Source organism: Alphaproteobacteria bacterium (assembly GCA_015231795.1).
Classification (GTDB): domain Bacteria; phylum Pseudomonadota; class Alphaproteobacteria; order Rhodospirillales; family WMHbin7; genus WMHbin7.
The window spans coordinates 535,244-562,143 of sequence record JADGAX010000001.1 but is presented as its reverse complement, the minus strand read 5'-3'; the positions used below and the strand labels follow the sequence as shown (position 1 = coordinate 562,143).

At 60.5% G+C, this 26,900-nt stretch carries 31 protein-coding genes and 1 other RNA gene; 14 read left to right on the top strand and 18 right to left on the bottom strand.

All coding sequences use genetic code 11. From position 1 onward, the window contains the following. The first annotated feature begins 112 nt into the window (after positions 1–112). The 3 genes from HQL44_02715 to cyaY are packed head-to-tail and all read left to right on the top strand — an operon-like array spanning position 113 to position 2,318. Positions 113–853, top strand: coding sequence for a polysaccharide deacetylase family protein (locus tag HQL44_02715; protein ID MBF0267484.1), 741 nt, complete (start codon positions 113–115; stop codon positions 851–853). Next, positions 853–1,986 (top strand): glycosyltransferase family 4 protein, encoded by a 1,134-nt coding sequence (locus HQL44_02710; GenBank protein ID MBF0267483.1) that lies wholly within the window; start codon positions 853–855, stop codon positions 1,984–1,986. Before HQL44_02715 ends, HQL44_02710 begins: the two co-directional genes overlap by 1 nt. An 11-nt stretch (positions 1,987–1,997) precedes the next feature. Next, a complete protein-coding gene (cyaY, locus tag HQL44_02705; protein ID MBF0267482.1) occupies positions 1,998–2,318 on the top strand; it encodes an iron donor protein CyaY in 321 nt (106 codons plus the stop codon). A gap of 20 nt (positions 2,319–2,338) precedes the next feature. On the opposite strand, the gene HQL44_02700 is transcribed toward cyaY, so the two are convergent. Continuing rightward, positions 2,339–2,866 (bottom strand): OmpA family protein, encoded by a 528-nt coding sequence (locus HQL44_02700; protein ID MBF0267481.1) that lies wholly within the window; start codon positions 2,864–2,866, stop codon positions 2,339–2,341. A gap of 616 nt (positions 2,867–3,482) precedes the next feature. On the opposite strand from HQL44_02700, the gene HQL44_02695 reads away from it, so the two are divergent. Next, positions 3,483–4,220: a hypothetical protein gene (locus tag HQL44_02695; protein MBF0267480.1), complete on the top strand. Its 738-nt coding sequence runs from the start codon at positions 3,483–3,485 to the stop codon at positions 4,218–4,220. A gap of 271 nt (positions 4,221–4,491) precedes the next feature. On the opposite strand, the gene HQL44_02690 is transcribed toward HQL44_02695, so the two are convergent. The 9 genes from HQL44_02690 to HQL44_02650 form a co-directional block, all read right to left on the bottom strand. Then, entirely contained in the window at positions 4,492–5,244 is a 753-nt protein-coding gene (locus HQL44_02690; protein ID MBF0267479.1) for a rhomboid family intramembrane serine protease, read from the bottom strand. Then, on the bottom strand, positions 5,238–6,053 hold the full coding sequence (locus HQL44_02685) for a YmdB family metallophosphoesterase (protein MBF0267478.1): 816 nt from the start codon (positions 6,051–6,053) through the stop codon (positions 5,238–5,240). Before HQL44_02685 ends, HQL44_02690 begins: the two co-directional genes overlap by 7 nt. After that, positions 6,050–6,616 (bottom strand): 5-formyltetrahydrofolate cyclo-ligase, encoded by a 567-nt coding sequence (locus tag HQL44_02680; protein MBF0267477.1) that lies wholly within the window; start codon positions 6,614–6,616, stop codon positions 6,050–6,052. Before HQL44_02680 ends, HQL44_02685 begins: the two co-directional genes overlap by 4 nt. A gap of 28 nt (positions 6,617–6,644) precedes the next feature. After that, positions 6,645–6,802, bottom strand: a non-coding RNA gene (ssrS, locus tag HQL44_02675) — 6S RNA. 13 nt (positions 6,803–6,815) lie between these two features. Further along, a complete protein-coding gene (zapA, locus tag HQL44_02670) occupies positions 6,816–7,136 on the bottom strand; it encodes a cell division protein ZapA (protein MBF0267476.1) in 321 nt (106 codons plus the stop codon). Between the two features lie 2 nt (positions 7,137–7,138). Continuing rightward, on the bottom strand, positions 7,139–7,369 hold the full coding sequence (locus tag HQL44_02665; protein ID MBF0267475.1) for a hypothetical protein: 231 nt from the start codon (positions 7,367–7,369) through the stop codon (positions 7,139–7,141). Between the two features lie 113 nt (positions 7,370–7,482). Next, positions 7,483–8,163, bottom strand: a complete 681-nt coding sequence (locus tag HQL44_02660; GenBank protein ID MBF0267474.1) for an ABC transporter ATP-binding protein — start codon at positions 8,161–8,163, stop codon at positions 7,483–7,485. Next, positions 8,160–9,341: an ABC transporter permease gene (locus HQL44_02655; GenBank protein ID MBF0267473.1), complete on the bottom strand. Its 1,182-nt coding sequence runs from the start codon at positions 9,339–9,341 to the stop codon at positions 8,160–8,162. Before HQL44_02655 ends, HQL44_02660 begins: the two co-directional genes overlap by 4 nt. A 62-nt stretch (positions 9,342–9,403) precedes the next feature. Further along, the gene (locus HQL44_02650; GenBank protein MBF0267472.1) at positions 9,404–10,414 is read right to left on the bottom strand and encodes an efflux RND transporter periplasmic adaptor subunit; all 1,011 of its coding nucleotides are present in this window, start codon (positions 10,412–10,414) and stop codon (positions 9,404–9,406) included. An 83-nt stretch (positions 10,415–10,497) separates the two neighbouring features. Between HQL44_02650 and HQL44_02645 the strand changes: the two genes are divergently transcribed. Together HQL44_02645 and thiE are read left to right on the top strand one after the other, a co-directional pair. Next, complete coding sequence (locus HQL44_02645) at positions 10,498–10,839, top strand: hypothetical protein (protein ID MBF0267471.1); 342 nt, start codon at positions 10,498–10,500, stop codon at positions 10,837–10,839. Next, positions 10,836–11,480, top strand: a complete 645-nt coding sequence (gene thiE, locus HQL44_02640) for a thiamine phosphate synthase (protein ID MBF0267470.1) — start codon at positions 10,836–10,838, stop codon at positions 11,478–11,480. The genes HQL44_02645 and thiE overlap by 4 nt, the downstream gene beginning before the upstream one ends. Here the strand turns inward: thiE and HQL44_02635 are convergent. The 8 genes from HQL44_02635 to HQL44_02600 all read right to left on the bottom strand — a co-directional run bounded on the left by HQL44_02635 (position 11,461) and on the right by HQL44_02600 (position 18,602). Continuing rightward, positions 11,461–12,585 carry a hypothetical protein gene (locus HQL44_02635; protein ID MBF0267469.1) on the bottom strand — a complete coding sequence of 375 codons (1,125 nt, stop codon included), beginning with the start codon at positions 12,583–12,585 and terminating at the stop codon, positions 11,461–11,463. The genes thiE and HQL44_02635 overlap by 20 nt on opposite strands. Before the next feature lie 94 nt (positions 12,586–12,679). Beyond that, a complete protein-coding gene (gene genX / locus HQL44_02630) occupies positions 12,680–13,723 on the bottom strand; it encodes an EF-P lysine aminoacylase GenX (GenBank protein ID MBF0267468.1) in 1,044 nt (347 codons plus the stop codon). A 4-nt stretch (positions 13,724–13,727) separates the two neighbouring features. Continuing rightward, positions 13,728–14,117, bottom strand: a complete 390-nt coding sequence (locus HQL44_02625) for a hemerythrin domain-containing protein (protein MBF0267467.1) — start codon at positions 14,115–14,117, stop codon at positions 13,728–13,730. Further along, entirely contained in the window at positions 14,114–14,518 is a 405-nt protein-coding gene (locus HQL44_02620) for a hemerythrin family protein (GenBank protein ID MBF0267466.1), read from the bottom strand. Before HQL44_02620 ends, HQL44_02625 begins: the two co-directional genes overlap by 4 nt. Before the next feature lie 72 nt (positions 14,519–14,590). Then, a complete protein-coding gene (locus HQL44_02615; GenBank protein MBF0267465.1) occupies positions 14,591–15,325 on the bottom strand; it encodes a peptidase in 735 nt (244 codons plus the stop codon). Positions 15,326–15,352: 27 nt separating this feature from the next. Next, the gene (locus tag HQL44_02610) at positions 15,353–16,234 is read right to left on the bottom strand and encodes a transglutaminase family protein (GenBank protein ID MBF0267464.1); all 882 of its coding nucleotides are present in this window, start codon (positions 16,232–16,234) and stop codon (positions 15,353–15,355) included. Between the two features lie 14 nt (positions 16,235–16,248). Further along, the gene (locus tag HQL44_02605; protein MBF0267463.1) at positions 16,249–17,184 is read right to left on the bottom strand and encodes an alpha-E domain-containing protein; all 936 of its coding nucleotides are present in this window, start codon (positions 17,182–17,184) and stop codon (positions 16,249–16,251) included. A gap of 2 nt (positions 17,185–17,186) precedes the next feature. Beyond that, positions 17,187–18,602 (bottom strand): circularly permuted type 2 ATP-grasp protein, encoded by a 1,416-nt coding sequence (locus HQL44_02600; GenBank protein ID MBF0267462.1) that lies wholly within the window; start codon positions 18,600–18,602, stop codon positions 17,187–17,189. A gap of 219 nt (positions 18,603–18,821) precedes the next feature. Here HQL44_02600 and HQL44_02595 point away from each other — a divergent pair, with 219 nt between their 5' ends. The 8 genes from HQL44_02595 to HQL44_02560 all read left to right on the top strand — a co-directional run bounded on the left by HQL44_02595 (position 18,822) and on the right by HQL44_02560 (position 26,900). Next, complete coding sequence (locus HQL44_02595; protein ID MBF0267461.1) at positions 18,822–18,989, top strand: Flp family type IVb pilin; 168 nt, start codon at positions 18,822–18,824, stop codon at positions 18,987–18,989. 160 nt (positions 18,990–19,149) lie between these two features. Further along, a complete protein-coding gene (gene cpaB / locus HQL44_02590; GenBank protein ID MBF0267460.1) occupies positions 19,150–20,031 on the top strand; it encodes a Flp pilus assembly protein CpaB in 882 nt (293 codons plus the stop codon). Next, positions 20,031–21,536, top strand: coding sequence for a type II and III secretion system protein family protein (locus HQL44_02585; GenBank protein MBF0267459.1), 1,506 nt, complete (start codon positions 20,031–20,033; stop codon positions 21,534–21,536). The genes cpaB and HQL44_02585 overlap by 1 nt, the downstream gene beginning before the upstream one ends. 10 nt (positions 21,537–21,546) lie before the next feature. Beyond that, the gene (locus HQL44_02580) at positions 21,547–22,224 is read left to right on the top strand and encodes a CpaD family pilus assembly protein (GenBank protein MBF0267458.1); all 678 of its coding nucleotides are present in this window, start codon (positions 21,547–21,549) and stop codon (positions 22,222–22,224) included. A 7-nt stretch (positions 22,225–22,231) separates the two neighbouring features. Continuing rightward, positions 22,232–23,464, top strand: coding sequence for a pilus assembly protein CpaF (locus HQL44_02575; protein MBF0267457.1), 1,233 nt, complete (start codon positions 22,232–22,234; stop codon positions 23,462–23,464). Positions 23,465–23,467: 3 nt separating this feature from the next. Continuing rightward, positions 23,468–24,925, top strand: a complete 1,458-nt coding sequence (locus tag HQL44_02570; protein ID MBF0267456.1) for a CpaF family protein — start codon at positions 23,468–23,470, stop codon at positions 24,923–24,925. Further along, positions 24,922–25,929 (top strand): type II secretion system F family protein, encoded by a 1,008-nt coding sequence (locus HQL44_02565; GenBank protein MBF0267455.1) that lies wholly within the window; start codon positions 24,922–24,924, stop codon positions 25,927–25,929. Before HQL44_02570 ends, HQL44_02565 begins: the two co-directional genes overlap by 4 nt. 8 nt (positions 25,930–25,937) lie before the next feature. Beyond that, positions 25,938–26,900 carry a type II secretion system F family protein gene (locus tag HQL44_02560; GenBank protein ID MBF0267454.1) on the top strand — a complete coding sequence of 321 codons (963 nt, stop codon included), beginning with the start codon at positions 25,938–25,940 and terminating at the stop codon, positions 26,898–26,900.

The following is a 26,900-nucleotide window of genomic DNA, read 5'->3' as shown; positions in this document are numbered from 1 at the left end:
CATTGCTTTTCTGAGTGATTGTGCGCAGTAGAATGGGTGACGGCTAGGTTGTTATACTTGTTTCGACTCCCGAGGCTGGGAGCGGAAATAAGAGACAGTAGACTAATTCTCGATGGCAAAAATTTCATTGTCTTTTGGCCGCTGGGTTCCGGTGCTTCGCAAGGTGGGGTCTGCCCGTTCGAACGAAGTGGCGATCACCATTGATGACGCGCCCACGCCAGAGGCGACGCCAGGGTTATTGTCTCTCCTTTCACGTCACAAGATGCTGGCCACTTTTTTCGTCTCGGGCTTTCGAGCGGAAAGAGCGCCAGGGCTTGTCCAATCCATCATTCAAGAAGGCCATGCTGTATATGCGCATGGCTGGGAGCATATCCGGCTGGATCGTCAACCCTCCGCACGCCTGATCGACGATATGACGCGGGCAGAAAGGTTGCTGGCAGGTTTCCGCCCAACACCCACCCCCTATCTGGTTCGCCTGCCTTATAATGGCGGTTACAGGAATGCCAAGGTCCATCAAGCTCTCGCTTCCTGGATGCCGGGTTGTCAGATTGCCCATTGGGGGCTGTCGACCAAAGACCATATGATCGCATCAAATTGCGTGGATGAGAGGGCCGTCGCCGAGGCGGCCCGCATCCATGTGGGCCAACTTCTCGACCGCCCGAACTTACCTAGAGCGATTATTCTGATGCACGACCAGCCGGTTGGCGATCTTCCTGACGGAGGGCTTAAATCATTCGCCACACTTGAGGTCATGCGCTCATTGGCGGAGGGGCTGGCAGCGAGAAACCTGACGTCGATCGCCTTGAAACCGGAAGCGACGCCGTCCATTCTCTCGCGGTTCCTGCTTGTTTGATGCGAATCCTGCACACCATTCCGGGCTTGAATTGGGGAGGGATGGAATTTCGCGTCCTGGAACAGATCGCTTGGCTGAATGCACACGGCCATCAGGCGTGGCTGGCGACGCCCAAGGGCGGTGAGAGCTTTAAGCGCGCTTCGGCGCAGGGACTTCCCCTTATCGACGTCGATTTCGATCGCCCGTGGCATTTGAACACCATCCGACAAATGCGCGCCCTGATCCGTGATCTGGAGATCGAGGTCGTCGATGCGCATGTCACCCGTGACGCCAAGGTTCTGATGCTTTGCCGCGATCTGGTTGCCGTTGTCCGCTCGCGCCATATCACGCAGCGTTTAAAGCCGGGCGCAATGCGTTCGCTTCAATGGCGTTGGGGAGCGGATGCGGTCATTGCCGTTGCCGACTGCATTGCCAAGTCGATGATCGCCGATGGATTGGTGGACCCCGAGCGTACTTGGGTGGTGGGCGAGTGGGCGGATGATTTCTTCTTTACGCAGCCATCGGAACTAGTGCGCCAAGGATTGCGCAATGAATTTGGAATCCAGACGAATCAGACCGTCATCGTTTGCGTTGGCATGTTTCGTCCCGATAAGGGGCAGGACATTCTGATCAATGCCCTGGCGCATCTGCCCGACAGCTACATTGTCATGATGATCGGCGCAGCGACTGGAGAAGGCGACGATTATGGCCAAGCGCTATTGACGCTGGCGCGGGAGCAAGGAGTCACAGACCGCATTCGCTGGACGGGTTACCGAAACGATATTCCAAACCTTCTTGGCGCATCGGAATTGGTTGCCGTCCCTTCGCGTCTGGAGGCCCAGTCGCGCGTGGTGCCCCAGGCCTTTGCTGCCGGTAAGCCGGTGGTGGCGACGAAGGTGGGCGGATTGCCCGAACTGGTTCAGGACGGCAAGACGGGATTGCTGGTGCCGCCCGGTGATCCCTTGTCGCTGGCCAGGGCTATCGAGAAACTGGCGACGGATACCGACCTAGCGAACCGTCTGGCAGGAAATGCCAAGGCTTTTGCCATTGCCGAGTTGCGCATGGACAGGCAGATGGAGGCCACGCTGTCCATCTATGGAAAGGCGCTGGAAAGAGGCAGGCGAAGACCTTATCTTTCTTTAAGAGGCCTCTGAGGAAAAAGCCCATGGTTATCGACGATTCCCGATTTGCGACCCTTGCCGCCCAATTGCTGGACCGCATCGCGCAAGCGGTCGAGGCGGCGGGGCTGGATGCCGAACAGCAGGGCAACGTCCTGACCATCGAGTTGGACGACGGTCGACAATTCGTTCTGAACGGCAATGCGCCGATGAAGCAAATCTGGCTGGCTTCGCCGATCAGCGGGGCTTCGCATTATGCATCGCAAGACGGCGGCGATTCCTGGCATTCGACTCGTGGCGGCGGCGAACTTCTGGAAACGCTGGCCGCCGACATCAAAAAGGCCACGGGCGACGCCGTGGCCTTTTGATCGCAAGTTGCTTTAAAGGGCTACTTCTTCATCATCACGACATCGACGCGCTCGGCCGGGCCGCTACCCGCCTTGTTGCCCAGCGCTCGCACATCGATGCGGGTCGAGCGCACGCCTTGATCGATCAGGTAAGAGCGAACGGCCAAGGCCCTGGACAAGGACAGGCGACGCGCCTTGCTGGCGTTGGCGTCGGTGCCCTCGGCATAAGCCAGCAGTTGAAGGCGGATATCCTCGTCCTTGCTCATGCGACCGGCCAGGGCTTTCAGGTCGGTCAGTTTGTTGTCGGGAATGCGGGTGGCGCCATCGGCGAAAACGACCTGCATCAGGGTTTCGCCGCTTTCCATCACGGACGGAGCCGCTGCGTCGGGCAGGGAGGCGGTTTCAGTGGGGCGGCTGATTTCGGGGACGCTGGGCGGCACCGGCGTCACCTGCTTGGCCTCGATCGAGGGCGGCGCGGGCACGGAGGGCGGCTTGGGCGCTTCGGGCGCTTTGGCGATTGGGGTTGGGGCGCTGGGCGCCTCGGCGATCTTGGGCGGCGCCGGGGGCATGGGGGCGGCGGGCGCCGTCTCGACAGCCGTTTTGGGGGCTGGCGTGGCCGACACGGGTTCGTAGCTGGGGACTTTAAGCGTGGCGGCGGGTTCGGCCAGCACGGTCTCGACCGGCTTGGGCTTGGGCTTGGAGGCAACGACCGGCTTGGCCGGGGCCTTCAGCTTCAGTTTTTGCTGTGAGGGCACAGCCAGTTGGGGATAGCCGGCTTCGGTCGCCTGACGGCCCGACAGCAATGATTGCAGACTGGCCGGCTGGCCCAGTTGGTCCAAAACCCCAAGATCAATGTAAACGTTTGGGTTGTTGGAATAAATCGAACTGTTGTCGGTGATGACCTGCTGGGCCATGACGGGGGTGGCCGACAGCAACAGGGCGGTCAGGGCCACTCCCAGCGCTGGGGGCTTGGCATCGAGAAGCGGGCGAATTCTGGCCATGAATGCAAAGTCTCCCAGAGCAGAAAATCATCGGCCTGGAATCATGATAATTTCAGGCGCGATACCTTAGCTTAATCGCTTTCAGGCGACAACCTCTTTGCCGGGCTTGCCTAGGTAGTTGGCCGCCACTAAATTCAGGCGCTAATTTATCGCACCGTTCGCTGCTTCCTGCTGGGGGTTGAATATGGCCGAGGGAAAGTCCCTTTTTGGCAAAATTCGCAAGGCCTTGTTCAAGGAAAAGCCGGAAGAGGCCGTGTCCGAAATGGCGGCTGCCTCGAAAAGCAGAGAGGAGGAGACCTGGGTGGCCCTGGCGCTGGACGATCTGCTGAAAAAGCACCCCAGGGCCAGGCTGCAGGTGATTTCGCTGAAAGATTACCGGATTGCCATCGGCGAAGCCTGGGCGACCAGGGCCAACACCATCCGCATGCTGTCCGAAAGCACCCTTCGCCGCCATCTGGGCCAGGGCGAGTCTTGTCTTAGCCAGGGCGAAGACGTGTTTCTGATGTTGATGCCGGGGGCCGACGAAAAGGAAAGTGCCAAGCGCGGTTATGACGCGGCGGTGCAGTTGGGGCAGAAGTTGGTGGGCGAAAAGTTCAGCACCGGCAAAGTGGATGGCGTGGTGCCCGACGTGCGCTTGGCCAATATCGCCTTGGCCGACATGGTGAATGCCGATGGGCGGGTCGATGTGGGGGCGGTGTTGGCGGCGGCCGAGACAGCCGTTTCGGTCAAGAAGATCGAAGGGATGGGCGGGCCGAAGGGCCGTCTGGTCGAGGGACAGAAGCCAGCCGCCAAGGACCAATGGACCATGGTCGCCCATGAACGCCAAAGCAGGCCGGTCGAGATGTTGCCCATTGGACAGATGGCGACTGATCGCAAGAAAAAGGCGGAACCCGATTGGTCGCCGATTTCAAAGGATAAGTGATCAGAGCCTCTTGCGATAAATCTGACGCAGTTTCGTCGCGTTCGGGCGCGTGCGCCTGAAGTGGAAGGACGCGAAGGGCGATGCGGCGCATCGCACGAGTGGCATTTCGCTTAGAGGCGTCCGACCCAACGCGACCCAAATGGGCCGGGCGCTTTTTCGGCGCAGGTTCGTCGAAGGTCTCAACCGTAGTCCCTGCTACGCTTTTCGCCCTTCTCCTGCCTGCGACGGAAAATCGCCCCGGCGAAATGCTTCAGATTTATCGCAAGAGGCTCTACCCCCAGGGTCCCTTCCTGGGCGGCAATTGGCGCGTCACGGAAAATGCCTGGCTTTGGGCGCCTTGAAGCAAGGGCACGTTTGCGTATTTGAAAAGGGGGATCAAGGCCATCCCGGCTACGAAACCGCCCGCATGCGCCCAGAAGGCGATGCCTGCTTCGCCCGCAGGCGCGCTCATGCCGCTGAATATCTGCATGGCGAACCACAGTCCCAGCACGATCACGGCGGGCACGTTCAAGATGCGTACGATCACCACGATCCACATGAAGACGCGCACATTGGCCTTGGGATGAAGCAGAAGATAAGCTCCCAGCACGCCGCTGATGGCGCCCGACGCGCCGATCATCGGAATTTCCGATGCAAGATTCGGCAACATCTGCGCCATGGCGGCGGCAACGCCGCACAGCAGATAGAAAACAAAGTAGCGCCAATGTCCCATGGCATCCTCGACATTGTTGCCAAAGATCCATAGGAACAACATATTGCCCGCCAGATGCATGATGTCGCCATGCAGGAACATCGAACTGAGCAAGGTGGCCCAGCCGGGAATCAGGTAAAGTTCGGGCGCAAGCTCTGCCTGGCCGGAAACCACGGCGGGAATCATGCCCAGGCTGAGCACGGCCTCTTGTCCCGCATCCGGACCCAAACCCATCTGCCACAGAAAAGCCAGGACGCAAGCCGCCATCATGCCCCAGGTGACCAAGGCGGGCCTAGTGGCCGGATTGTCGTCATAGACCGGCAGGATCACCATGATGCGCTCGCCTGGATCAATCGGCCGCCCAGGCGCAAGGGGGCGATGGAACTGGCCAGTCCGGTGGCGTTGTCGATTTCGACCAGCACGCCGCAAACGGTGGCTTGGCCGTCGGCGGGGGCCAAGCGGTCGGTGGGCAGTTTGCGCGACAACTTGAAGACGGCGGTTTCCTTGCCCATGCCGATGACGGAATCGTAGTCGCCGCACATGCCCGCGTCGGTTTGGTAAGCCGTGCCCTTTGGCAGCACCTGGGCGTCGGCGGTGGGGATGTGCGAATGCGTGCCGATGACCGCCGAGACCCGGCCATCCAGATAATGCCCCATGCCCATTTTCTCGCTGGTCGCTTCGGCATGCACATCGACCAGAATGGCCGAAACGGCGCCCTTCAAGGGATAGCGGGCCAGCAGGTCGTCGATGGCGCCAAAGGGATCGTCGGCGGCGTCCATGAACAGTCGCCCGATCACCTGGGCGGCCAGAAGTTTCTTGCCTCTGGGCAGTTCAAGAATGGCGAATCCGCGCCCCGGCGTTCCCCGCACTGTGTTCAAGGGGCGGATCAGCCGGGGATCGGAATCGGCATAGGCCATCAATTCCTTCTGATCCCATGAATGATTGCCAAGCGTGATGGCGTCGACCCCGGCGGCGTAAAATTCCTGGCACAGCTTTGGCGTAATGCCGAAGCCGTGCGCCGCGTTCTCGCCATTGATCACGATGGCGTCAAGAGCCATGTCGCGCTTCAGGCCGGGCAGCAGCGCCACGACGGCGTCGCGTCCGCTGCGGCCTACGATGTCTCCAAGAAAAAGCAGTTTCATATTTTGATGAAGCCTTGTTCGGTGGCGATGGCGTCCAGTTTCTGATCATGGGCCAGAAAGGGCAGGCTGACCACCTCTTGCGCGGCATAGGCGATGCCCAGGGCGAAGATGCGCCGCCGCCTGCGAAGCGATTCCAGCGTGCGGTCGTAAAAGCCGCCTCCTTGGCCCAGGCGCAGCCCGCTTTTGTCGAAGCCCAGCAAGGGCACCAGAAGGATGTCGGGGTCAAGCCGTTCCTTGTCGGCGGCTGGTTCCGGTGTGCCCATGATGCCGGGCGTCAGCGCGTCGTCGAAATCGAAGGCGCAGAAGGCCAGCGGCTCGTCTCGTCCCACCACCACCGGCAGGGCTAGGCGCATGCCTTTGTCTTGCAGGGCCAGCATCAAGGGGCGAGGGTCCATTTCGGAACCGACCGGCCAGTAGCCGGTGGCGACGTTGCCCGGCTGGCAAGGCAGATGGGGAAGGGCGTGGGTCGCCAAACGAAGGGCGGCTCGTCCGCCCAGAAGGGGGCGCGCATCCCGGCGTGCCGCTCGCAAGGCGCGGCGCAAATCTCGCTTGCCATCCATCATGAGGAAAACATGGAAGGGAAAGAAAGTGGACGGTGCCGCCGCGATCGTTGGCCCAGCGTCACCTCTGTGGCCTGCAAGTGCAGGTGGGCGCCATATGCCAGGACCACGGTCCTGGTAGGGACAGCTCCCAAGAGGTATTGTATTGGCCCCAGGGACGTTCCGACCTGACGGGTCGTGCAGCAACCGTCCATTGACGACTCTATGCCTGTTCCAGGCGTTCGGCAATGGTTTCGATTCGACTTGCCAATTTGTCGAGCGATCGGGCCAAGGTTTCGTCGGAACTGGGTTCCAGCCCGGCCCCCAGACGCTTGCTTTGCTCATAGGCTTCGGAAAGCTCGTCGGCCAGCAGCAGGCTGACCATCAACAACAATCTGGCTTCGCCCGCCTGTCCGACAGCGGCCACCAACTGTTTGATTCTGTCATCGACATAGCGGGCCAGTCTGGTCAGATGCGCTTCCTGGCCATCGTCGCAGGCGATGACATAGGGGCGTTGATTGACCGTAACGGTAATCTGACCCATGGCTAATTCTCCAGCGCGAGGCGGATGCGCCCGATGGCGCCATCCAGTCGCCCGGCCACCAGTTCCGTCAGTTGGCGCATCTCGGCCAGTTCGGCTTCCAGGCGGGCCGCGTTGGGATCGGCCTTGGAACTGCCGTGCTGAGCGGCCCGTTCCAGACGCGCAATGGCGCGCTCCAGGCGCGCGATTGCCTGGTTGCACTTCGGGGGCGCTTTGCTGGCGTTGTTGCTGCTCAAGAGCCTGACTTTCTTAAATTCGCGGCGAGGATAGGCCCAGGCGAACGGGGCGTCAATCCTGGAGGAATGATAATGTGGTCAATGTTGTCTGCCTCATTCCCTGTCGACGCAAGTCATTCCACCACCTGTCCATCGGCCAGATGGACCTGGCGGTCGCAAGCGCTGGCTAGTTCCTGGTCATGGGTGACGGCGATGATCGTCTTGCCGTCCTGACGGGTCAGGCGGCGGAAGATGTCGAAAACGGCGTGGCTGTTCTTGCTGTCCAGGTTGCCGGTCGGCTCGTCGGCCAACAGAATGCTGGGGGCGTTGGCCAGCGCCCTGGCGACGGCCACCCTTTGTCGCTCGCCGCCCGAAAGCTGCTCCGGCAATTTTTTCTCGGACCCTTCAAGCCCCAGGTCTTTCAGCAGCATGCGCCCGCGTTCGGCCTGGGCCTGTTCTGGCAAGGCGTTCAGCTTTTTCATGGGCATGCAAACATTGTCCAGCACCGAAAATTCGGGCAGCAGGAAATGGAACTGGAAAACGAAACCCAGACGTTCCAGGCGCAGATGCGTGCGCTGGGCATCGGTCAGGCTGGCGCTGTCGATGCCGTCGATGATCACCGAGCCAGATGTGGGTTCGTCCAACAGTCCCAGCAGATAAAGCAACGACGACTTGCCGGAGCCAGACGCCCCGGTAATCGCCACCAGCTCGCCGGGCTTCGCCATGAAATCGACGCCATCGACCAGGGTGACGGGAATCAGGCCCGGCAGAATGCGCGCCAGCTTCCTGGCTTCTATCGCTGCCCCTGTCGTCATGCGGCGCCCCTGATGATTTCAACCGGCTTCAAGCGCGAAGCCTTGTTGGCGGGCAGCCAAGCGGCCAGGGTGGCCGATGCCGCGGCGACGCCGCCCGACATGGTGTAGTGAATCCAGCTTGAATGCAGGATGAAACCCTGCACCTCGGTCATCATCTTGATGTTGAAGCGCACCATGCCCAGAATCTGGCACAGGCCAAAACCCAGCGCCCAGCCCAGCAAAGCGCCCAATAGACCGACCAGGAAACCTTCAAGCAGGAAGATGCCCCGAATGTCGGCGGGTTCGAACCCCATCGAGCGCAGGATGGCGATGTCTCGCGTTTTCTCGAAGACGACGGTCGAGACGACGTTGAAGATGCCGAAGCTGGCGACGATCAGAATGGCCGAGACGGTAATGTACATCACCGTGTTTCGGATGACGAAGGCGCCCAAAAGCCCTTCGTTCGATTCTTGCCAGGATTCCGCCCTGTAGCCCCAGCGTTGCTCCAGCTTGGCGGCGATCTCGATGGCTTGCATGGGATCGGCCAGCTTGATGCGCATCTGGTTGATCACATTGGGCCGGTCGGCCAGAATCTGCGCCTTCTTGATCAGCGCGAAGGCTTGGCCATTGTCGGTCGAGATGATGCCGGTATGGAACAGCCCCACCACCTTCATCTTCATCACGACGCCCGACGCCGAGGCGGCCGTCAGCGTGTCGTTCATCTGCACGCCCAGTTTCGACGCCAAGCCCTTGCCGATGATGATGCCGTTGGCGGCGCTTTCAAGCGCGGTCAGGCCGCCTTCGGTGCTGATGTCTTCTTCGATGCGCGACGCCCTGCGCTCGCGCTCGATGTCGATGCCCAGCAGGTTGACCGCCACATCCTTGCCGCTGAAACTAAGAAAAATCTGGGCGTGCAAGGAGGGGGCGACGCGAACGCCAGGCATGGTTTCAAGGGCGGCGATCTTGTTCCAGGGCGCTTTGATGCCTCTGATCTCGTCCTTGGGCTTGACGCCTTTCAAGGCCACGGCCCCCTTGGGATAGACAAGATCGACCGGCTGGGCGGGATTGGCGCGAAATTCGTCCTTCAAAGTGACGTGCGGCATGTTGTCGACGATGCGCGAGATGAAATCGCGCTGCGAACCTTCCATCAGCGACGACATGGCGATGGTGAAACCCACCCCCATGGCGACGCCCATCATCGAGACCAGCGTTTGCCGTTTGCGGGCCAACAGATGCCCAAGGGCTATGTGCAAAAGTAGTTTCACGGCTGTTCCACGGTTTTGCCAGACACCCGCTGGCCCTCCTTCAGGGCCTTGTCGGGCGACACGATCACCAGATCGCCCTCGTTGACGCCTTCCAGGATTTCGCTTTTGGCGACGCCAAGGGCGCCAACCTTCACGCTGCGCCGTTCAGCTCTCCCATCTCGTACCACCCATAAATGACCGGTCTCGATGGCGGTGGCGGGAACCAGCAGGGCGTCTGGCGATTCCCGCACGATCACATTCACCTCGACCGTCATGCCGATCAGAAGCCTGGATTCGTCGGGCAGATGAAGGCGCACGCGATAGGTTTTGTTGACCGGGTCTCCCTTGGGCGTGATTTCCGCCACGCTGGATTCCAGCGCTTGGCCCGGAAAGGCGTCGGCCTTCAACAGCGCCTTCTGCCCCAGATTGATCCGGACGATGTCTTCCTCGTCGATCTCGGCGGTCACCCGCAAGGGCTTGGGTTCGCCGACCCAGAACAGCACGGAACCCGGTTGCATCACTTCGCCGGGTTCGCCGTCGCGGCGCAGCACGGTGCCCGATACCGGCGAGGCCAGTTCGTATTCATTCAATCGCTTCTGGGCGGCGACCCTGGCGTTGGCGGCTTGTCCCAACTCGCTTCTGGCCCGCTCGCTGGATTGGCGGCTGGCGAATTCGCTTTTTTCCAGGCGGGCGACGCGATCCAGGTCCTGTTTCAGGAATGTTTCGCGGGCGGTCAGTTCGCCCACGCGCGCCTTGGCCTCGCCATCGTCGAGGCGGGCCAGCAGGTCGCCCTCCTGCACTTGATCGCCTTCCTTGACCATGACTTCGACCAGTCTGGCCGTTACCGTGGGGGATATTCTGGCCCAACGTAGGGGTTCGACGGTACCGGTGGCGTAAATCGCCTCGACGGCAAGGCCGCGCGAAACCGGCGCTACCTCGACCGTTGGCGCTCTCAAGAAGGTCCAAGCTGCAAAGATTGCCAGCAGAAGGGCAAGGGCGGACGCGATCTGGCGTAAGCGGGGCTTCAACGGAACTCTCCATCGGGTTAGACTGGCTAAGACTGAGCCTCAATATTAGGAAATACAAGCAGCTAATGGCTAAACAAAGATCAATGACGGTTTGCATTCACGATTTGCCAGGGGCCATTTTGGCGCTCGAGGCGGCGCGCGAACAGGACTGCTTGTTGATTCTTGAAAGCCCCCCTCGGGTGGCGGAGATACAGGGGGCGGCCTGGTTTCTGGCCCTGGTGGGGCAGGCCAAGGCAGTTGTTTCCGGCGTTGCCGTTCAGACCCTGGTCGATGCAGGACCTGCATCTGCACTGGCGATGGACGCCTTGGCGCGCGGGGCCGATGTGGTGCGCATCGATGCCGGAATGAAAAGCGCAGCAAGGTTGATGGACATTGCGAAAGCCCAAGGGGCCAGGATCGAGATAAAAAGGAAGCCAAAACGATGACCAAACAACCGGCCTGCCGCTTGTATCTGATCACCCCGCCCGCCATCCCCGATCTGGATCGCTTTGCCGCAACCATGGCCGAGGCGCTGGGGGCGGGCGACGTGGCTGTGGTGCAATTGCGCCTGAAAGATTGCCCGGATGCCGCCATCTTGCAGGCGGCGCAAAGGCTGGGTCCGCTTGCGCAATCGCATGGAGCGGCGTTTCTGGTGAATGATCTGCCTGATCTGGCCAAGGCTTGCAATGCCGACGGCGTGCATGTCGGCCAAGAGGACGCGTCCTACGCCGAAGCCAGACGCATTCTGGGACCCAAGGCCATCGTTGGCGTCACCTGCCACGATTCCCGTCATCTGGCCATGGAGGCGGGCGATGCCGGGGCAGACTACGTGGCTTTCGGCGCTTTCTACCCCACCTCGACCAAAGAAGCGAAAAGCAGGGCTTTGCCTGAAATTTTGCAATGGTGGCGCGATGTGACGGTGGTGCCGTCGGTCGCCATCGGCGGCATAACGGCTGAAAACGCGGCGCCTTTGGTGCAGGCGGGCGCCGATTTTCTGGCCGTCTCGTCGGGCGTGTGGGCGCATCCAGACGGAGCTGGGGCTGGGGTGCAAGCGATGAACGAGGCGATCAGGAAGGCGTCGAGCTAGCTTTCGTCTTCGCCAGCCATTCTTGCATGCTGGGCAGGATCGCCTTGCAGGTCATGTCGGCATAAACCTTCAACTGGTCGGGTTCTTTCTTCAAATGCACGAAGCTTTCGACCAGCCGGTGCATGACGTCGAAGGCGAAACTTTTCTGCGACAGAATCATTTCCAGATCGTCGCCGAAATTGCCCCTGAAGGCCTCCATCATGGCGTTGATCTTGTCGATGTTGAGGCGTTCGAACTCGATCAAGCATTCGGGGGCCATATAGGCCAACGCGTCGCCGAACAGTCTGAGTTTGGCTTTTTCGAACGAGGCGAGGGCGTTGAAATACTGTTGGTCGCGGCCAAAGAAAATCCAGGCCTTGTCTCCCAGCAACGAGCGGAAGAATTTGTACATGTCGGCGTTCCAGTAGATCACGCCTTCGATGGCCTTGGGATTGTCCGAGATCAGGTTCACGAAGTCGCCGCCCACCACCTGGCGGGCCTTGCGCACCTGCGCCGGATCAAGCCTTCCGGCCTGGGCGATGGCCTTGGCGTCCTTCAATAGGGTCAGTTCCGGCCCCAATTCCATGACGTGCTGGTAGGTAAGGGAATCGCGGTAGACCTGCAAAAGCGGAATCTGCCAGTCATAGGCCAGATATTTCGCCAGTTCCGACAGCTTGCGCTCCTCGTTGGTGCGCGAGGGGGCTTCCGCCTTGGCTTCCGATTTGCGAAACAGCGATCCGATGCCGCCCTTCTTTTCCTCGGCCGGTTTCTGGATGGCGCCGGACACGCCGAAATGCCGCTTGGCGGCGGTCAGAATCAGCAGGCGCTGCACTTGGGATAGGGAAACACCGCAAGCCAATTCCGTATCGTCGTCGCGCACCGGTTGGCCCGATTTCGCCTTGACGATGCTATCGACCATTTCGCGATTGGCGCGGTAGATCTGGATGAATTGGTACAGAGCCGCCGGATTCTCGATCAGGTTCTGATAGCTGATCTCATTCTTCACTTTCTTGGCGGCCTGAAAAACGCCAAGACACTGCTTCAACCCATCCACGATGGCGTTGCGCGTTTCTGGCGTGATGTCAACCGGCGGCAGAACGGTAGCCGTTGCCTGTGAGGCGCTCATAAGATAACCCGCAAAATAATTGTTTCTTTTTTTCCGCCGCCCCCGCGACCGCCTTCTCTTTAGAAAAAAGCGGCGTCTTTTGCAAGCGTCGGCGCTAAGGTCTTATAACTGGCAGCCAAATCACGTCGTCAATCTTCTCGGCATGGACGGACAACATAACAAGACGATCAAAGCCAAGCGCTATTCCAGCACTTTCCGGCATGAAAGACAAAGCAGAAAGAAAATCTTCGTCGATTGGGTAGCTATCGCCATATAATTGACGCTTAAGCCGCTGATCTCGCTCGAAGCGCCTGCGCTGTTCCTTGGAATCTGTCAATTCTCCAAAGGCGTTTGCCAGTTCAAGACCGGAGATATACAGCTCGAAACGTTGCGCCAGTCGAGAATCTTTCAAATCGGTCCTTGCCAGCGCCGCCATGCATAATGGGTAACCGGTCAGGAAGGTCGGCGCGCCGATGCCCAGATGCGGTTCAATATGTTCCAGAAAAATACGGAAATATACATCTTCCCAGCGATCCGCCGGTTGCGCGTGGATGCCGATGGTCTTGGCCGCTTCGGCCAAAGGTCGCGGATCGGGATCGTCGGGATCGGTTATCGTGGACAGAAGATCGATGGCCGCGAATTCATGGAAGGCATCGCCCACGCTGATCCGCTGGCAAGGAAGGCTGGCGTCGCACTTCTTGCCCTGCCAGGAAAAATGGTCGCGCCCCGCCGCCTGCAACGACAGTTTCAGCAGCGCCTCGCAGTCGGCCATCAAGCTATCGACTGTTTCATTGGCCCGGTACCATTCCAGCATGGCGAATTCGGGGTGATGCGTTGGGCTGCGCTCTTCGTTGCGAAAGCAATGAGCCAACTGATAGAGGCGCGGCACGCCCGCCGCCAGCAGCTTCTTCATGGCGAATTCGGGCGAGGTGTGCAGATACAGGCGCCCGGGCGAAGTTTCGAACGGCTCATTCAACTCGGTCGAAAAGGCCTTCAAATGCACTTCCAAGCCGGGCGACGTTTGAAGGCAGGGCGTTTCCACCTCGGCGAAATCCTGGCTTTCGAACCAGTCGCGCACGGCCTTCAGAATCTTGCCTCTCGCTTGAAGAAACGGGCGGCGTCTGGCGAAGGATTGCGGGTTCCAGGCGGGAAGGGGCATGCGCCTAGCTTTTCTGCAGGGCGATGATACCGGGCACGGCGTCCAGATCGAAGGCTTCCACTTCTTCGGCCAGTTCATTCGCGAAGGACAGGATTCGCTCGTAAGCGCCCTCGGGTCCCAGGGCTGACAAAACTTGGCCGTTCATGCCGTTCATGCGGTCCAGCAAGTCGGCGTGTCTTGCCATATGTTGGCTGCGCTTCGCATCCAAACATTCCTCAAGCATGCGTTCTTCCTTGGCGAAATGGGATTCAAGGCTGGCCGCCACTTCCAGCGACTGGTCTTCCAGCAATAAAGCGTCGGCGCCGTCTCGGGCCGCCCTGGCCAATTCATCCAGCATCGCCATCAGATAGCGATGGTCGCTGTCCAAAGGAGGAAAGCCGATCTCGATCATCATCTTTCCGGGTGAAGCCAATGAACGTAATTGCGGTCGGCGTTCTGGATATGCACGGTCATCCAGTCGGAAAAGAAATCCAATTCTGCCCTGGCGTCGGTCTGCGTTTCGGCGGAAAAGCTGTTGGCATGCAGGCCGCTTAGGCGCTCCAGGAATTCCTTGTGCAATTCGATGTGCTTGGCCAAGGCCGGATATCTGGTGCGGCGCATCAGTTCCTCCTCGCGGGCGAAATGTTCGGCCGTTCCTTTGATCAGGTCGTCAAGCGCCTTGGCGATCACGGCCTGCTCGGCCTCGTTCTCGATCAGGAACTCGACCTTGTTGAGGGCTTCGATTTTCCTGTGATGGTCGGCGTCGATATCGTCGACGCCTAGCCGAAATGCGCGTTCGTTCCATTCGATGGCCATGCCGCTCCTCCCATGGTTTTATTGTTGGAGCAAGCATTGCGCAAAAGGAAAGGCGGGGCAAGGCGGTAAATTTCAGCTTTCTAATGGAAGCGGCGGCAGGCTTTCGAAGGTTTTGCGCAGCGCGCTGCCCCAGCGGGCGCGCAGATCGGCGAAATAAGGGTCCTTCTCGCCGATGCGCCGGATTTCCGGCTTTTTGAAATTGTCCTTGCGCAAGATGAGAAGATCGATCGGCAGTCCCACAGAAATGTTCGACCGCATGGTGGAATCGAACGAGATCAGAATCAGTTTGCCAGCTTCGTCCATCGGCATGGCCATGGTCAGAAGACGGTCGAAGACCGGCTTTCCATATTTGATTTCGCCGATTTGCAAGAAGGGGGTTTCCGCCTGCGCCTCGATGAAGTTGCCAGCGCCGTATATCTGAAACAGGCGCGGCCTTTCACCCTTGATCTGGCCGCCCAGAAGGAAGGTGGCGTTGAATTCGGCATTGTGCTTCTTCAGATAATCGGCGTCCTGGTGATAAACCTCGCGCAGCGCCTTGCCGATGATTCCCGCCACCCTGAACATGCTGGGCGCCTTGTCGATATTCAGCTTGGCGTTCTTGCCGTGGCGCCATTCGTCGATCACGGCGACGGCGGTCTGAGTGATGGCCAGATTTCCAGCCGACAGAAGCACGATATTGCGCTTTCCCGGCACGTTGAAGATGGTCATTTTGCGAAAACTGGCGACATTGTCGACGCCCGCATTGGTGCGCGTGTCGCTGGCCATGACCAGCCCTTGATCGAGAAGAACGCCGACGCAATATGTCATGTCATGCCTTTGATTGGATTGAACGAATTACTGTTGGCTCTGTTCGGATTGCCTGCGGCGCGCCGTTTCCCTGGCCGTCTGGCGCTTGGGTTCGTGCGAAGCCTCGCCGACATGCACCAGAACGTCAAGCGCTTCGCCGCGCCCTCCCTTGCGCATGCCGCGCACCGGGCAGGCGTCGAGATAGTCAAGTCCGTGGGCAAGCCGCACATGCGCCTCGCCCGCCTGGGTGCGGTTGGCGACGTCGAAGGTGGCCCAGCCCGACGCGCTTTCATCGTCGATCCAGGCTTCGGCCCAGGCGTGGCTGGCCATGCCTTCCTCGCCCAGTTTGGCGGTGCATAGATAGCCGCTGACATAGCGGGCCGGAATGCCCAGCGTGCGGCAGCAGGCGATGAAGATGTGCGCATGATCCTGGCAGACGCCCGCCTTGTGGCCGAAGGCTTCGGACGCTTTGGTGGCGGCGTCGGTGATGCCCGGTTGATAATCCACAAGGTCCCTGATGGCGTGCATCAACCCGTCCAGCCCTTGGCGACGCCCGCCTTGAAGCGGGATGTTCAAGGAGCGTGCAAAATCGGTTAGGGCGTTGTCGGCTTCGGTCAGGCGCGAGCCGCGCAGGTAAAGCGATGGCGGGTGCAACTCGCCCTCGCCGGGCAACAGGTGCAGAACGTCGTCGCTTTCCACCTCGCCGGTGGCCATGAGGCGGATTTCCTCGTGCGGCTGGTCGATCACCAGGACATGGGCCTGATTGCCGAAAGCGTCGGTCCAGGGCCGCAGGGGGGCGGGGGCCGACAGTTTCCAAGACAGGACGCGTTGGCCGGGAACGGTGGGCGGCGTCAGGCGCAGATATTGGATGCTGTAGCTGGCAGGAGCCGCGTAGTGATAGACCGTTTCATGATGGATGTTGAGGCGCATGTCGCTGCCGCTCCTTACACGGTCATCAGGAAATCGCGCCCGATCTGGACGCCAAGTCCATTCAGGCGGTTGAGAATGACGCTGAGGAAGTCGCCAACGCCCTGGCTTTCCAGGTGTTCGATGCGCGAATAGCGCAATTTCGCCTGCGTTTCTCCGGCCAGACGCCGACATTCCAGATCGCGTCCCTGGCCAAGCGCGTCCAGCGCGTTCGTGATCTGATCGAAGCAAAAGCGCAAAGAGCGCGGCATTTCGGCCTTCAGGATCAGAAGTTCGGCCACCCGCACGGGTTCGATGACGTCGCGATAGATCTGGGTATAGGCGCGAAAGGCGCTGACCGAGCGCAGAACCGCTCCCCACTGATAATAAGCGGTGCCGCCTTCGGGCGGCAGCGCACCCAGGCTGCGATCCTTGGCCTGCAGCAGGCGAGACGTGTTGTCGGCTCGTTCCAGATGGGTGCCTAGCCTTAGGAAATGGAAGGCGTCGTTGTGCAGAAGCGTCGAATAGGCGACGCCCCTGAACAGGTGCGAGCGTTCTTTCACCCAATCAAAGACAGTGCGGGGGCCGCGTTCCAAAAGGCTTTGGCGCGAGATGTTCTTCATCTCAAGCCAGGTGGTGTTCAGGCTTTCCCACAATTCGACCGATAGCGTGGCGCGCAGCGTTCTGGCGTTTTCCCTGGACTGGTCGATGCACGACTTGATCGAATAGGGATGGCTGGTGTCCAGCGTCAGGAACACGATTACGCTGTCTTGATTGATGCCGCCATGCTTGGCCTTGTAGGCGTCGGTGATGCCCAGAATGTCGAGGGCGGATTGCCAGTCGGCGGCGGGATTGGCGTCTGCGGCGGGCAGCAAGGCGGCCCTGAAGCTGACGTCGAGCAGGCGGGACAGGTTCTCGGCCCGCTCCATGTAGCGTCCGGTCCAGTAGAGGTTTTCGGCGGTGCGGCTCAGCATGCCTATTCCTCCAGTATCCAGGTGTCTTTGGTGCCGCCGCCCTGCGACGAATTGACCACCAATGATCCCTTGCGCAAGGCGACGCGGGTCAAGCCGCCGGGCACGATTGAAATGCTGTGCTTGCCGTGCAGGATGAAGGGGCGCAGATCGACATGGCGGGGCGCTATTCCTTCGTCGGTGAAGGTGGGGCATGTGGACAGGGCCAGCGTGGGCTGGGCGATATAGCCCTGGGGATTGGCCTTGATCTTGGCCCTGAAATCCTCGATCTCCTGCTTGCTGGCCTTCGGCCCCACCAGCATGCCATAGCCGCCCGAGCCTTGCGTTTCCTTGACCACCAGTTCGGACAGATGATCCAGGGCGTAAGACAGATCGTCGGGGCGCTCCAAAAGCCAGGTCGGCACGTTTTGCAAGATCGGTTCCTCGCCCAGATAGAAGCGCACCATTTCGGGCACGTAGGGATAAACCGACTTGTCGTCGGCGACGCCGGTGCCCAGCGCATTGGCCAGCGTGACGCCCCCCTTGCGATAGACCGACAGCAAGCCCGGCACGCCCAACATCGAATCTGGATGGAAGGCCAAGGGGTCGATGAACTCGTCGTCCAGGCGGCGATAGATCACGTCGACGCGCTTCGGCCCCATGGTGGTGCGCATGAAAACGGCGTCGTCTTGCACGAACAGGTCCTGGCCCTCGACCAGTTCGATGCCCATTTCCTCGGCCAGGAAGGCATGTTCGAAATAGGCGCTGTTGTAGGGGCCGGGGGTCAGCAGCGCCACCACCGGGTCGGCGCCGGCATGCGAGGGGGCGACCGAGCGCAGTGTGCGCAGCAATTCGTGCGGATAATGATCGATCGGCGCCACTTTTGCCTTGGCGAACAGATCGGGGAACAGGCGCATCATCACGGCGCGGTCTTCCAGCATGTAAGAGACGCCGGACGGCGTTCTGAGATTGTCTTCCAGAACGAAGAAATGATCGGGGTCGGTGCGCACGACGTCGATGCCCGCCACCTGCACGTAAACGCCGCCCGGCACTTCGATGCCCTGCATTTCCGGCCGGTACAGGTCGTTGTTCAGCACCTTGGCGACGGGAATTTTGCCCGCCTTCAAGATTTCCTGTTCGTGATAGATGTCGGACAGAAAGGCATCCAGCGCGCGTACCCTTTGTTCCAGGCCCTTGGACAGTTTGGTCCATTCGCCGGGACCCAGGGCCCTGGGAATGATGTCGAAGGGGATCAGGCGCTCGGCGCCCGCGTCCTCGCCATAGACGTTGAAAGTGATGCCGATTCTGCGAAACAGGATTTCGGCTTCGCGCCGCTTGTCGTCCAGCAATTCGGGAGGAGTCGCGTACAGCCATTCGGCAATGGCCTGATAGGCGGCGGCAACCATGCCCTTGGGTCCCCGCATTTCGTCAAAAGCGTCCATGCATCCCTTGCCATTTGCCAAAGCGGCTTGTCCGATCACTCATAGCACGCCGCATGCCAGCCATAACCCTTTGAATTATGCGGGCTTGAACATTATAGCGACTAAAAACTAGGCAGGCGTACCGGTCAAGCTATAAAAATATGCGCCTTGGTCTGCTTGCCGTTCGGCTTGCCGGGGGTTAGGCTTTCCGGACAAGAACAGGCGGACGAGACGAGCGCCATGCCAGATCAAAGCAAATTCTCCTGCGAGCGGGGCGCTACAGCCATCGAATATGCTTTGATCGCCATGGGGGTTGGAGTGGCCATCATAGCCGCAACCTTTGCTTTAGGAACGGAGTTGGTGGACACCTTCACCGATGTCCGCGACCTGCTTCAGGGAAGGCCCTAGGCGTTGATTTTCCGAGTCGCTGTGATGGCCGTCGCAGACCCTTCTTAATGCTTCTGTTTTTCTGGAATTCTGGTAGGTTAACCTTTGGTTAACCAAAAGCCCGCTGGCTCATCGGCCAAGCGGCGACGGGGTAGTTTTAGGAACGGATTAGTACGGGCGGATGCGACCGATCACCATCATTCTTCTGGTAGCGGCCTTGGGTATCGCCGGGGTAACGGCGTTTTTAGCCAAGCGGGCGCTTAATCGTCCGCCGACGCCGCAGGCCGTGGCCGAACTGGCGGCCAAGCCCGCACCCATGTCGCAAGTGTTGGTCGCGGGGCGCGATCTGGCGACTGGAACCGTGCTGAAGGAAGGCGACCTGAAATGGCAATCCTGGCCCAACGAGGCCGTTGATCGTCGCTATATCGTCAAGCTGGGGTCGGGCGAAGAAGCCAGAAACGCTTTCGTCGGCGCTGCGGTTCGCCAAGCATTTCTGTCCGGCGAGCCGATGATGGCCAATCGAGTGTTCCGCCAGGAAGGGGCCGGGATGATGTCGGGCATCTTGTCGCCTGGCATGCGCGCCATCGGCCTGCAAGTGTCGCCGCAGTCGTCGGCGGGCGGTTTCATTCTGCCGGGAGATCGCGTCGATGTGATCATGACCGCCGATTTGCGTCAAAGCACCGGCTCCTCGGAAGATGTGACGAAAAAGGCCAAGTCGGAAACGGTGGTGCGCGATTTGCGCGTCTTGGCTGTCGATCAGAAAGTGGATGACGTTCAGTCGATGGCGCAGGTTGGCAAAACGGTCACGCTGGAAGTTTCGCCCAAGGATGCCGAGACGCTGCTGCAATCCGAAAAGTCGGGCGAGATCACGTTGGTTCTGCGCAGCCTGACGCCCGGACCCGGCGACGAGGGCGGACCATTGGCGGCGGCCTCCATGGCGTCCGAACCGGTGGAAGCTCCGCCGCCCAGGCGCACGGCGCCGCGCCAGACGGATGGCGATTTCACGGGTGGACAGGTCAAGGTTTATCGGGGCGCCGCGCCAACCATGGAGCAGGTGCGATGATGCGCCCGCGCTCCCTTTCCAAACTGGCCATTCTGCTTGCCTTCTGCCTGGGCACCGTTCTGCCGTCATTCGCGCAGGCGCCGGAACCGCCCATGCCGACACCGGCGCCGCAAGCGCAGGTGACGAAGGGCGGCTTGAACGCCAGGCCCGCCGCCGCCAAGGTTGCAGCCAAGCCCGCCCCGCAATTGCCGCCTCCCTTGGCCGCCAAGGCGGCAGTGTCCGATGTCATGCGTCTGGCGCTCAACAAGGCGCGCATCATCGAATTGCCCGAAGACGTGCGCGACGTGCTGGTTTCCAGTTCGGATATCGCCGACGTGCAGATCAAAACGCCCAGGCAGGCTTTCCTGATCGCCAAATCGGTGGGCGACACCAACATCATGTTCCTGGATCGCTTCGGCAATGTCGTTCTGAAGCTGGAATTGCATGTCCAGGTCGATATCGATTCCCTGCGCGCCACCTTGGTGCAGATTCTGCCGGGCGAAAACATCTCGGCTTACGCAGTGGGCGACAATCTGTTCCTGTCCGGTTCGGTGCGTTCCGATTCCGCCGCCGCCAGCGCCAGGGCGGTGGCGCGTCCCTTCGTCACCGACGATGCCAAGCTGATCAATCTGTTGAAGGTGCAAGCCGAGCAGCAGGTGTTGCTGAAAGTACGCGTGGCTGAGGTGCAGAAATCGGCCCTGAAGGAGCTGGGCATCCAGACCTCGATCGGCTCCTTCGTTTTCGCCGGGCTGGGCGGCACGCTGACCTCGCCAGCCACCGGCGCCTTGACCGGCAGTTCGTCCCTGTACAGCAACACGCTTACCAAGATCGATCATGCCGGGGGCGGCGTCAATCCGCTGCAGTTCGTCATCAAGGCGTTGGAAAAGCGCGGCCTGATCAAAAGTTTGGCCGAACCGAATCTGACGGCGGTGTCGGGCGAAACCGCCAAGCTGCTGGCGGGCGGCGAGTATCCCATTCCGGTGTCCGATCAGAACGGACAGATTTCCGTGCAGTTCAAGCCCTTCGGCGTGGGGCTGGCCTTCACGCCGGTGGTGTTGTCGAACGGGCGGATCAGCTTGAAACTGTCCAGCGAAGTCAGTTCCATTGATTCGAATCTGACCGTAGCCGTGTCTTCGACTACGTCGGTGCCGGGCTTGAAAGTGCGCCGCGCTGAATCGACCGTTGAACTGCCTTCAGGCGGCAGCCTGATGATTGCGGGCTTGCTGCAAAACGATATCACCAACGACATTCGCGGCCTGCCCGGCGCCAAGGACTTACCCATTCTGGGCGCCTTGTTCCGCTCGACCTCGTTCCAGCGTTCGGAATCGGAATTGGTGGTCAATGTCACGGCCTATGTGGTGCGGCCGGGCGGCGACAGCCAGTTCGCCTTGCCGACCGACGGACTGGAACATTCCAGCGATCTCGATCAGTATTTGTTTGGACGCTTGCACCATGTCTACAAGGGCGGCAAAGGTCCGCCTCCGGCCATGGCCATCGAAGGCCCCTTCGGCTACATCATGGAATAGGAGGACGGATATGACATCGATCCGCCGCCGTTTGTTCGGTTTTGCCCTGCTGCTGTTGGCGCCCATCCTGTCAGCCTGCGCCGAGGAAGGCGATTGGCGCGTCCATCAGCGTCTGGTGGTCGAGAAACGGCCGGTTGCCTTGGCCTTGCCTGTGCAAGATGACAGCGTGATCAAGCCTGAAGACATGTCGCGCCTGCAATCCTTCGTCGATGTTTTCTTGCAGCGGGGCGAAGCGCCCTTCGCCATCACGGTCTCCAAGGGCGAAGGCGACGAGGCGGAACTGGTGGCCAAGCGCCGCGCTTCCTTGATGGCTGATCTTTTGACGGCGATGGGGGTCGATCAGGCCGGACTTCGCGTGCGCACGGCCCCCGCCAGCGACGTATCGCCCGAGGGCATGGCACGCCTTGGCTATGACGTTTACGCTGTGCGGGTGCCGCAATGCGGCGACTGGAACGAGAATTCGTCCTTTACGCCGTTTCGCAACGACCCCCTGCCCAGTTTCGGTTGTTCGGTTGCGCGCAATATTGGCTTGATGGTCGACAATCCGCGCGATCTGATCCGTCCGCATGCCCTGGACGGGCGGGACGCCACGCGCGGAGCCACCATCATCGGCAAATACCGCGCCGGCGAGGAAACGATTTCGAAAGGCTCCGTCACCAGCACGATCAGCACCGTGGGAACGCAATAGGGCGCGCATGAGCTATAAAATCACGTTCGAGGCCTTCACTCTTTCTGCGGCGACCAAGGCCGCCGTGGAAGAGGCTTGCCGCGATCGTCGCCTGTCTCGTTCCATCGTGAATATTCTGGATGGCGGCCTTCCCGCCGCACTGACCTATTACAAAAGCAATCATACGCCCAACCTGATTCTGGTCGAGGAAGGCAGCGCCGACAGCGCCATGATGGACCAGTTGGAAAGTTTGGCCGAAGTGTGCGACCCTACCACCAAAGTTGTGGTGATCGGTCAGGTCAACGACATTCGCCTGTACCGCACCTTGATCTCGGCGGGCGTCAGCGAATATCTGATCACCCCGGTCACGTCGCGGCAGATTCTGGAAACCATCGATTCGATCTACAGCGACCCAGGCGCCAAGCAGCGCGGCAAGGTTCTGGCCTTTTTCGGCGTGCGCGGCGGCGTTGGTTCCAGCACGGTGGCCTACAACGCCGCCTGGGCGATCTCGCGCCTGGGCAATGACGATGTGGTGGTGGTCGATGCCGATATGGCGTTCGGCACGGCGGCCTTGTCCTTCAATCAAGATCCCAAGCAGACCTTGGGCGACGCGCTTTCCAACCCGGAACGTTTGGACGCCTCCTTGATCGAGCGCTTTATCAGCCGCGTCGATGATCGTCTGGGCGTGCTGGCGGCTCCTGCCGCCGTGCGGGGCTTTACGCCCATCGAACCCGAAGCCATGGAGAAGGTCATCGAGTTGGTGCGTGGCCAGGCCAATTTCGTCATTCTCGATTTGCCGCACATGTGGCTTCCCTGGGTGAAGGATGTGCTGGTGCAGGCGGACGAGGCGATTCTGGTCGCCTATCCCGATCTGGCCAATCTGCGCGAAGCCAAGAATCTGAGCGAGTATTTGAGCGAGCAGCGCGGCGAGGGGTCGAAGCCCAAGCTGGTGCTGAACCGCGTCGATCCGTCGCGCAAGACCCAATTGACGGCCAAAGATTTCCAGGAAGCCACGGGCATCGAGCCGTTGCAACTGATCGCCAACGACCGCGTTTTGTTCGAAACGGCGGCCAACAACGGCCAGATGGCTGGCGACGTGAATGCGACGCACAAGGCGGTCGAATCCTTGAAGGCGCTGGCGACGGCTTTGGGCGCCCATGCGGCGCAAGGCAAAGCGCGCAGCGCGCCGGTTGTGGTCGGCGGTCTGGCTTTGCCCGAAAGCGTCAACCGCATCTGGCAAGCCCTGATCAAGAAAGGGTAGCCGATGTTCGGCAAGCGCAGCGGCCCCTTGGAAGCTCCGCCACAGCCGAAACCGGCAGAGGTTTCGGTGCCCCGCCTCCCGGCTTCGGAACCACCGCCAGCCATCGCGGCAGCCGCCGCCCCGCAGCGACAGCCCTCGCATCCGCCCGCCAAGCCGGGCAAGGGTCTTGGCGACACCGGAGCCAGCGAATCGACGCGCCTGCAAGACGTGAAGATCGGCATCTTCAACGATCTGATCAATTCTGTCGATCTGACGGAAATCTCGAAATTGTCGCCCGCCCAGGTGCGAGAAGAGATTACCGACATCGTGGCCGAGATCATCAGCATGCGCAATCTGGTGCTTTCGCAAGCCGAAACCCAGACCGTGATCGCCGACATCTGCAACGACGTGCTGGGCCTGGGGCCGCTGGAACCCCTGATCGCCAGGGACGACATCGCCGACATCATGGTCAACGGCTATGACAAGGTTTACATCGAAACCAGCGGCAAGATCATCCTGACCGACATCAAATTTCGCGACAATGCGCAGTTGATGAACATCTGCCAGCGCATCGTCTCGGCGGTTGGGCGCCGCGTGGACGAAGCCAGCCCGATCTGCGACGCGCGCTTGCTCGACGGCTCTCGCGTCAACGTGATCGCGCCGCCTTTGTCGATCGATGGTCCTTCCCTGACCATTCGTAAGTTTAAGAAGGACAAGCTGACGCTGGACAAGCTGGTCTCGTTCGGCACCATCACGCCCAAGGGCGCCAACCTGCTGAAAGTGATCGGGCATTGCCGGATCAATGTGGTGGTCTCGGGCGGCACCGGATCGGGCAAGACCACGCTGCTCAACTGCTTGACCAATTTCATCGATACCGGCGAGCGCGTGATTACCTGCGAGGATTCGGCGGAATTGCAATTGCAGCAGCCCCATGTCGTGCGCCTGGAAACCAGGCCGCCCAACCTGGAAGGGGCGGGCGAGATCACCATGCGCGATCTGGTCAAGAACTGCCTGCGCATGCGCCCGGAACGCATCATCGTGGGCGAGGTGCGCGGGCCGGAAGCCTTCGATCTGCTGCAGGCCATGAACACCGGCCATGATGGATCGATGGGCACCATTCACGCCAACAACCCGCGTGAGGCGATTTCGCGCATCGAGAACATGATCGCCATGGGCGGCTTCACGCTGCCCGCCAAAACCGTGCGCGAGCAGATTGCTGGCGCCGTTCAAGTGATCGTGCAGGCCGCGCGCTTGCGCGACGGCTCCAGGCGCATCACCCATGTCACGGAAATCGTGGGCATGGAAGGCGAAGTGGTGACGCTGCAAGACTTGATGGTCTACGAAATTCTGGGCGAGGACGCCAACGGCAAGATCGTGGGGCGCCATAAGATGACCGGCCTGCGCCCCAAATTCTGGGACAGGGCCAGATATTTCGGCATGGAGCGCGAGTTGGCGGATTCATTGGACGAGTCCCTGTCATGATCGAGCTGATTCCAGGTCTGCCGGATTTCGTCAACGTCATGCTGGTGGCGCTGATGGTCGGCGTTGTCGTCGGCACGCTGACCACTTTGTCCATTACCCAGGCCGAGCGGGCCAAGATGCGCAAGCGCATCGCCCAGGTGGCTGGCACCCTGCCGACCTCGAAATCCTTTGGCGGGTCTAGGGGCGGCGGACAACGCAAGCGCATGGTGGCGGCCAAGCTCAAGGAAATCGAGGATAAGGCCAAGGCCAAGAAAACGGCGGGCAATACGCTGCGCGAGATGCTGATGCAGGCCAATCTTGATTGGACGCCCGCCAGATTCTATACCGTGTCCGCCATCGTCGCCGTTGTGGGGACGGCGCTGTATCTGCTGAAGGGGTTTCCGCCCTTGGTGTCGCCGATGGTGGCGCTGACATTGGGCTGGGGCTTGCCGCGCTGGGTGGTCAGGCGCATGGCCACCAAGCGCCAGAAGGCCTTTACCTTCAAATTCGCCGACGCCGTCGACGTGATCGTGCGCGGCATCCGTTCCGGCCTGCCGGTTGGCGAGTGCCTGAATATCATCGCCCGGGAATTGCCCGAACCCATCGGCCTTGAATTCCGCCTGATCGTCGAAGGGCAGAAGTTGGGACTGACCATGGATGAAGTGATGACGCGTTCGCTGGCGCGCATGCCGACGCCGGAATTGAAATTCTTCGCCATCGTCTTGTCCATCCAGCAGCAGACGGGCGGCAATCTGGCCGATACGCTTTCCAAGCTGTCCGACGTGCTGCGCGGGCGCAAAAAGCTGAAGGACAAGATTCAGTCGCTCTCCAGCGAGGCCAAGTCGTCGGCTGGCATCATCGGTTCGCTGCCGTTCTTCGTTTGCGGCCTTCTGTATCTGGTCAATCCGGAGTATCTGAGGATTCTGTTCATCGATCCCACCGGCCATATCCTGATCGCGGGCGGCCTGACTTGGATGGGCATCGGCATTTTCGTCATGTCGCGCATGATCGCCTTCGACTACTGAGGCCCAAGATGAACGAGATCGTGACGCTTGAAAATATCGTGGTGGTGCTGGCGGCGCTGGGCAGCTTCGTCACCATTCTGGGCATTGGCATTTCCCTGGTCAGTCGCGACCAGTTGGCCAGCCGCATGAAAGCGGTTGCCGCCAGGCGCGAGGAATTGTCGCGCCAGCAGAAGGCCAAGTTCCAGCAAAGCATGCGTTTGCAGCCCAAGGCGCATGTGGGCGCCATGCGTTCATTCCTTGAAAAGATCAAGCTCGAGAATCTGATCGGCTCGAAGGAAACGCGCAACCGCATGGCTCAGGCCGGATGGCGCAGCCCAAGCGCTCCGGTCACCTTCGCCTTCATGCGCGTGGCGACGCCGGTGATTCTGTTCATCGCCGTGCTGCTGCTGACCTCTGGCGTCAAGAAGCTGGAATTCTCGTTTCCAACGTTGGTGCTGGTGCTGGTCATGACGGCAGCCATCGGCTTTTACCTGCCAAGCCTGATCGTTTCAAACGCCATTCAGAAACGCCAGCACTTGCTGACGCGATTTTTTCCGGATGCGCTCGATCTGCTGGTGATCTGCGTCGAGGCCGGGCTTTCCGTCGAAGCGGCCTTTGGCCGGGTGGCCGATGAAATCGCGGAATCCTGCCCGCCGCTGGCCGAGGAATTGGGCCTGACCACGGCCGAGCTGGCCTTTCTTGGCGACCGGCGTCAAGCCTTCGAAAATCTGTCCGACCGCACGGGGCTTGGTTCGACGAAATCCTTGGCCACGTCGCTGATCCAAGCCGAGAAATACGGCACGCCCGTGGCCCTGGCCCTGCGCGTGCTGTCGCAGGAAAACAGGGATGCGCGCATGGCGACGGCCGAGAAGAAGGCGGGCGCCTTGCCCGCCCAGTTGACCGTTCCCATGATCTTATTTTTCCTGCCCGTGTTGTTCATCGTCATCATCGGCCCGGCGGTCATTCAGGCCATGCAACAATTCAAAGGCTGA

Excerpts from the sequence above, each read along its gene's own strand:
- HQL44_02660 (MBF0267474.1), bottom strand. The coding sequence starts at position 8,163 with ATGACGACAGGGGCAGCGATAGAAGCCAGGAAGCTGGCGCGCATTCTG.
- zapA (MBF0267476.1), bottom strand. The coding sequence starts at position 7,136 with ATGGGTCAGATTACCGTTACGGTCAATCAACGCCCCTATGTCATCGCC.
- HQL44_02575 (MBF0267457.1), top strand. The coding sequence starts at position 22,232 with ATGAGCTATAAAATCACGTTCGAGGCCTTCACTCTTTCTGCGGCGACC.
- HQL44_02695 (MBF0267480.1), top strand. The coding sequence starts at position 3,483 with ATGGCCGAGGGAAAGTCCCTTTTTGGCAAAATTCGCAAGGCCTTGTTC.
- genX (MBF0267468.1), bottom strand. The coding sequence starts at position 13,723 with ATGCCCCTTCCCGCCTGGAACCCGCAATCCTTCGCCAGACGCCGCCCG.
- HQL44_02580 (MBF0267458.1), top strand. The coding sequence starts at position 21,547 with ATGACATCGATCCGCCGCCGTTTGTTCGGTTTTGCCCTGCTGCTGTTG.
- HQL44_02710 (MBF0267483.1), top strand. The coding sequence starts at position 853 with ATGCGAATCCTGCACACCATTCCGGGCTTGAATTGGGGAGGGATGGAA.
- HQL44_02565 (MBF0267455.1), top strand. The coding sequence starts at position 24,922 with ATGATCGAGCTGATTCCAGGTCTGCCGGATTTCGTCAACGTCATGCTG.
- HQL44_02610 (MBF0267464.1), bottom strand. The coding sequence starts at position 16,234 with ATGCGCCTCAACATCCATCATGAAACGGTCTATCACTACGCGGCTCCT.
- cyaY (MBF0267482.1), top strand. The coding sequence starts at position 1,998 with ATGGTTATCGACGATTCCCGATTTGCGACCCTTGCCGCCCAATTGCTG.
- thiE (MBF0267470.1), top strand. The coding sequence starts at position 10,836 with ATGACCAAACAACCGGCCTGCCGCTTGTATCTGATCACCCCGCCCGCC.
- HQL44_02655 (MBF0267473.1), bottom strand. The coding sequence starts at position 9,341 with ATGATGGGCGTCGCCATGGGGGTGGGTTTCACCATCGCCATGTCGTCG.
- HQL44_02690 (MBF0267479.1), bottom strand. The coding sequence starts at position 5,244 with ATGGTGATCCTGCCGGTCTATGACGACAATCCGGCCACTAGGCCCGCC.
- HQL44_02645 (MBF0267471.1), top strand. The coding sequence starts at position 10,498 with ATGACGGTTTGCATTCACGATTTGCCAGGGGCCATTTTGGCGCTCGAG.
- HQL44_02635 (MBF0267469.1), bottom strand. The coding sequence starts at position 12,585 with ATGAGCGCCTCACAGGCAACGGCTACCGTTCTGCCGCCGGTTGACATC.
- HQL44_02585 (MBF0267459.1), top strand. The coding sequence starts at position 20,031 with ATGCGCCCGCGCTCCCTTTCCAAACTGGCCATTCTGCTTGCCTTCTGC.
- HQL44_02605 (MBF0267463.1), bottom strand. The coding sequence starts at position 17,184 with ATGCTGAGCCGCACCGCCGAAAACCTCTACTGGACCGGACGCTACATG.
- HQL44_02685 (MBF0267478.1), bottom strand. The coding sequence starts at position 6,053 with ATGAAACTGCTTTTTCTTGGAGACATCGTAGGCCGCAGCGGACGCGAC.
- HQL44_02560 (MBF0267454.1), top strand. The coding sequence starts at position 25,938 with ATGAACGAGATCGTGACGCTTGAAAATATCGTGGTGGTGCTGGCGGCG.
- HQL44_02715 (MBF0267484.1), top strand. The coding sequence starts at position 113 with ATGGCAAAAATTTCATTGTCTTTTGGCCGCTGGGTTCCGGTGCTTCGC.
- HQL44_02615 (MBF0267465.1), bottom strand. The coding sequence starts at position 15,325 with ATGACATATTGCGTCGGCGTTCTTCTCGATCAAGGGCTGGTCATGGCC.
- HQL44_02680 (MBF0267477.1), bottom strand. The coding sequence starts at position 6,616 with ATGATGGATGGCAAGCGAGATTTGCGCCGCGCCTTGCGAGCGGCACGC.
- HQL44_02570 (MBF0267456.1), top strand. The coding sequence starts at position 23,468 with ATGTTCGGCAAGCGCAGCGGCCCCTTGGAAGCTCCGCCACAGCCGAAA.
- HQL44_02625 (MBF0267467.1), bottom strand. The coding sequence starts at position 14,117 with ATGATGATCGAGATCGGCTTTCCTCCTTTGGACAGCGACCATCGCTAT.
- HQL44_02595 (MBF0267461.1), top strand. The coding sequence starts at position 18,822 with ATGCCAGATCAAAGCAAATTCTCCTGCGAGCGGGGCGCTACAGCCATC.
- HQL44_02600 (MBF0267462.1), bottom strand. The coding sequence starts at position 18,602 with ATGGACGCTTTTGACGAAATGCGGGGACCCAAGGGCATGGTTGCCGCC.
- HQL44_02700 (MBF0267481.1), bottom strand. The coding sequence starts at position 2,866 with ATGCCCCCGGCGCCGCCCAAGATCGCCGAGGCGCCCAGCGCCCCAACC.
- HQL44_02620 (MBF0267466.1), bottom strand. The coding sequence starts at position 14,518 with ATGGCCATCGAATGGAACGAACGCGCATTTCGGCTAGGCGTCGACGAT.
- cpaB (MBF0267460.1), top strand. The coding sequence starts at position 19,150 with ATGCGACCGATCACCATCATTCTTCTGGTAGCGGCCTTGGGTATCGCC.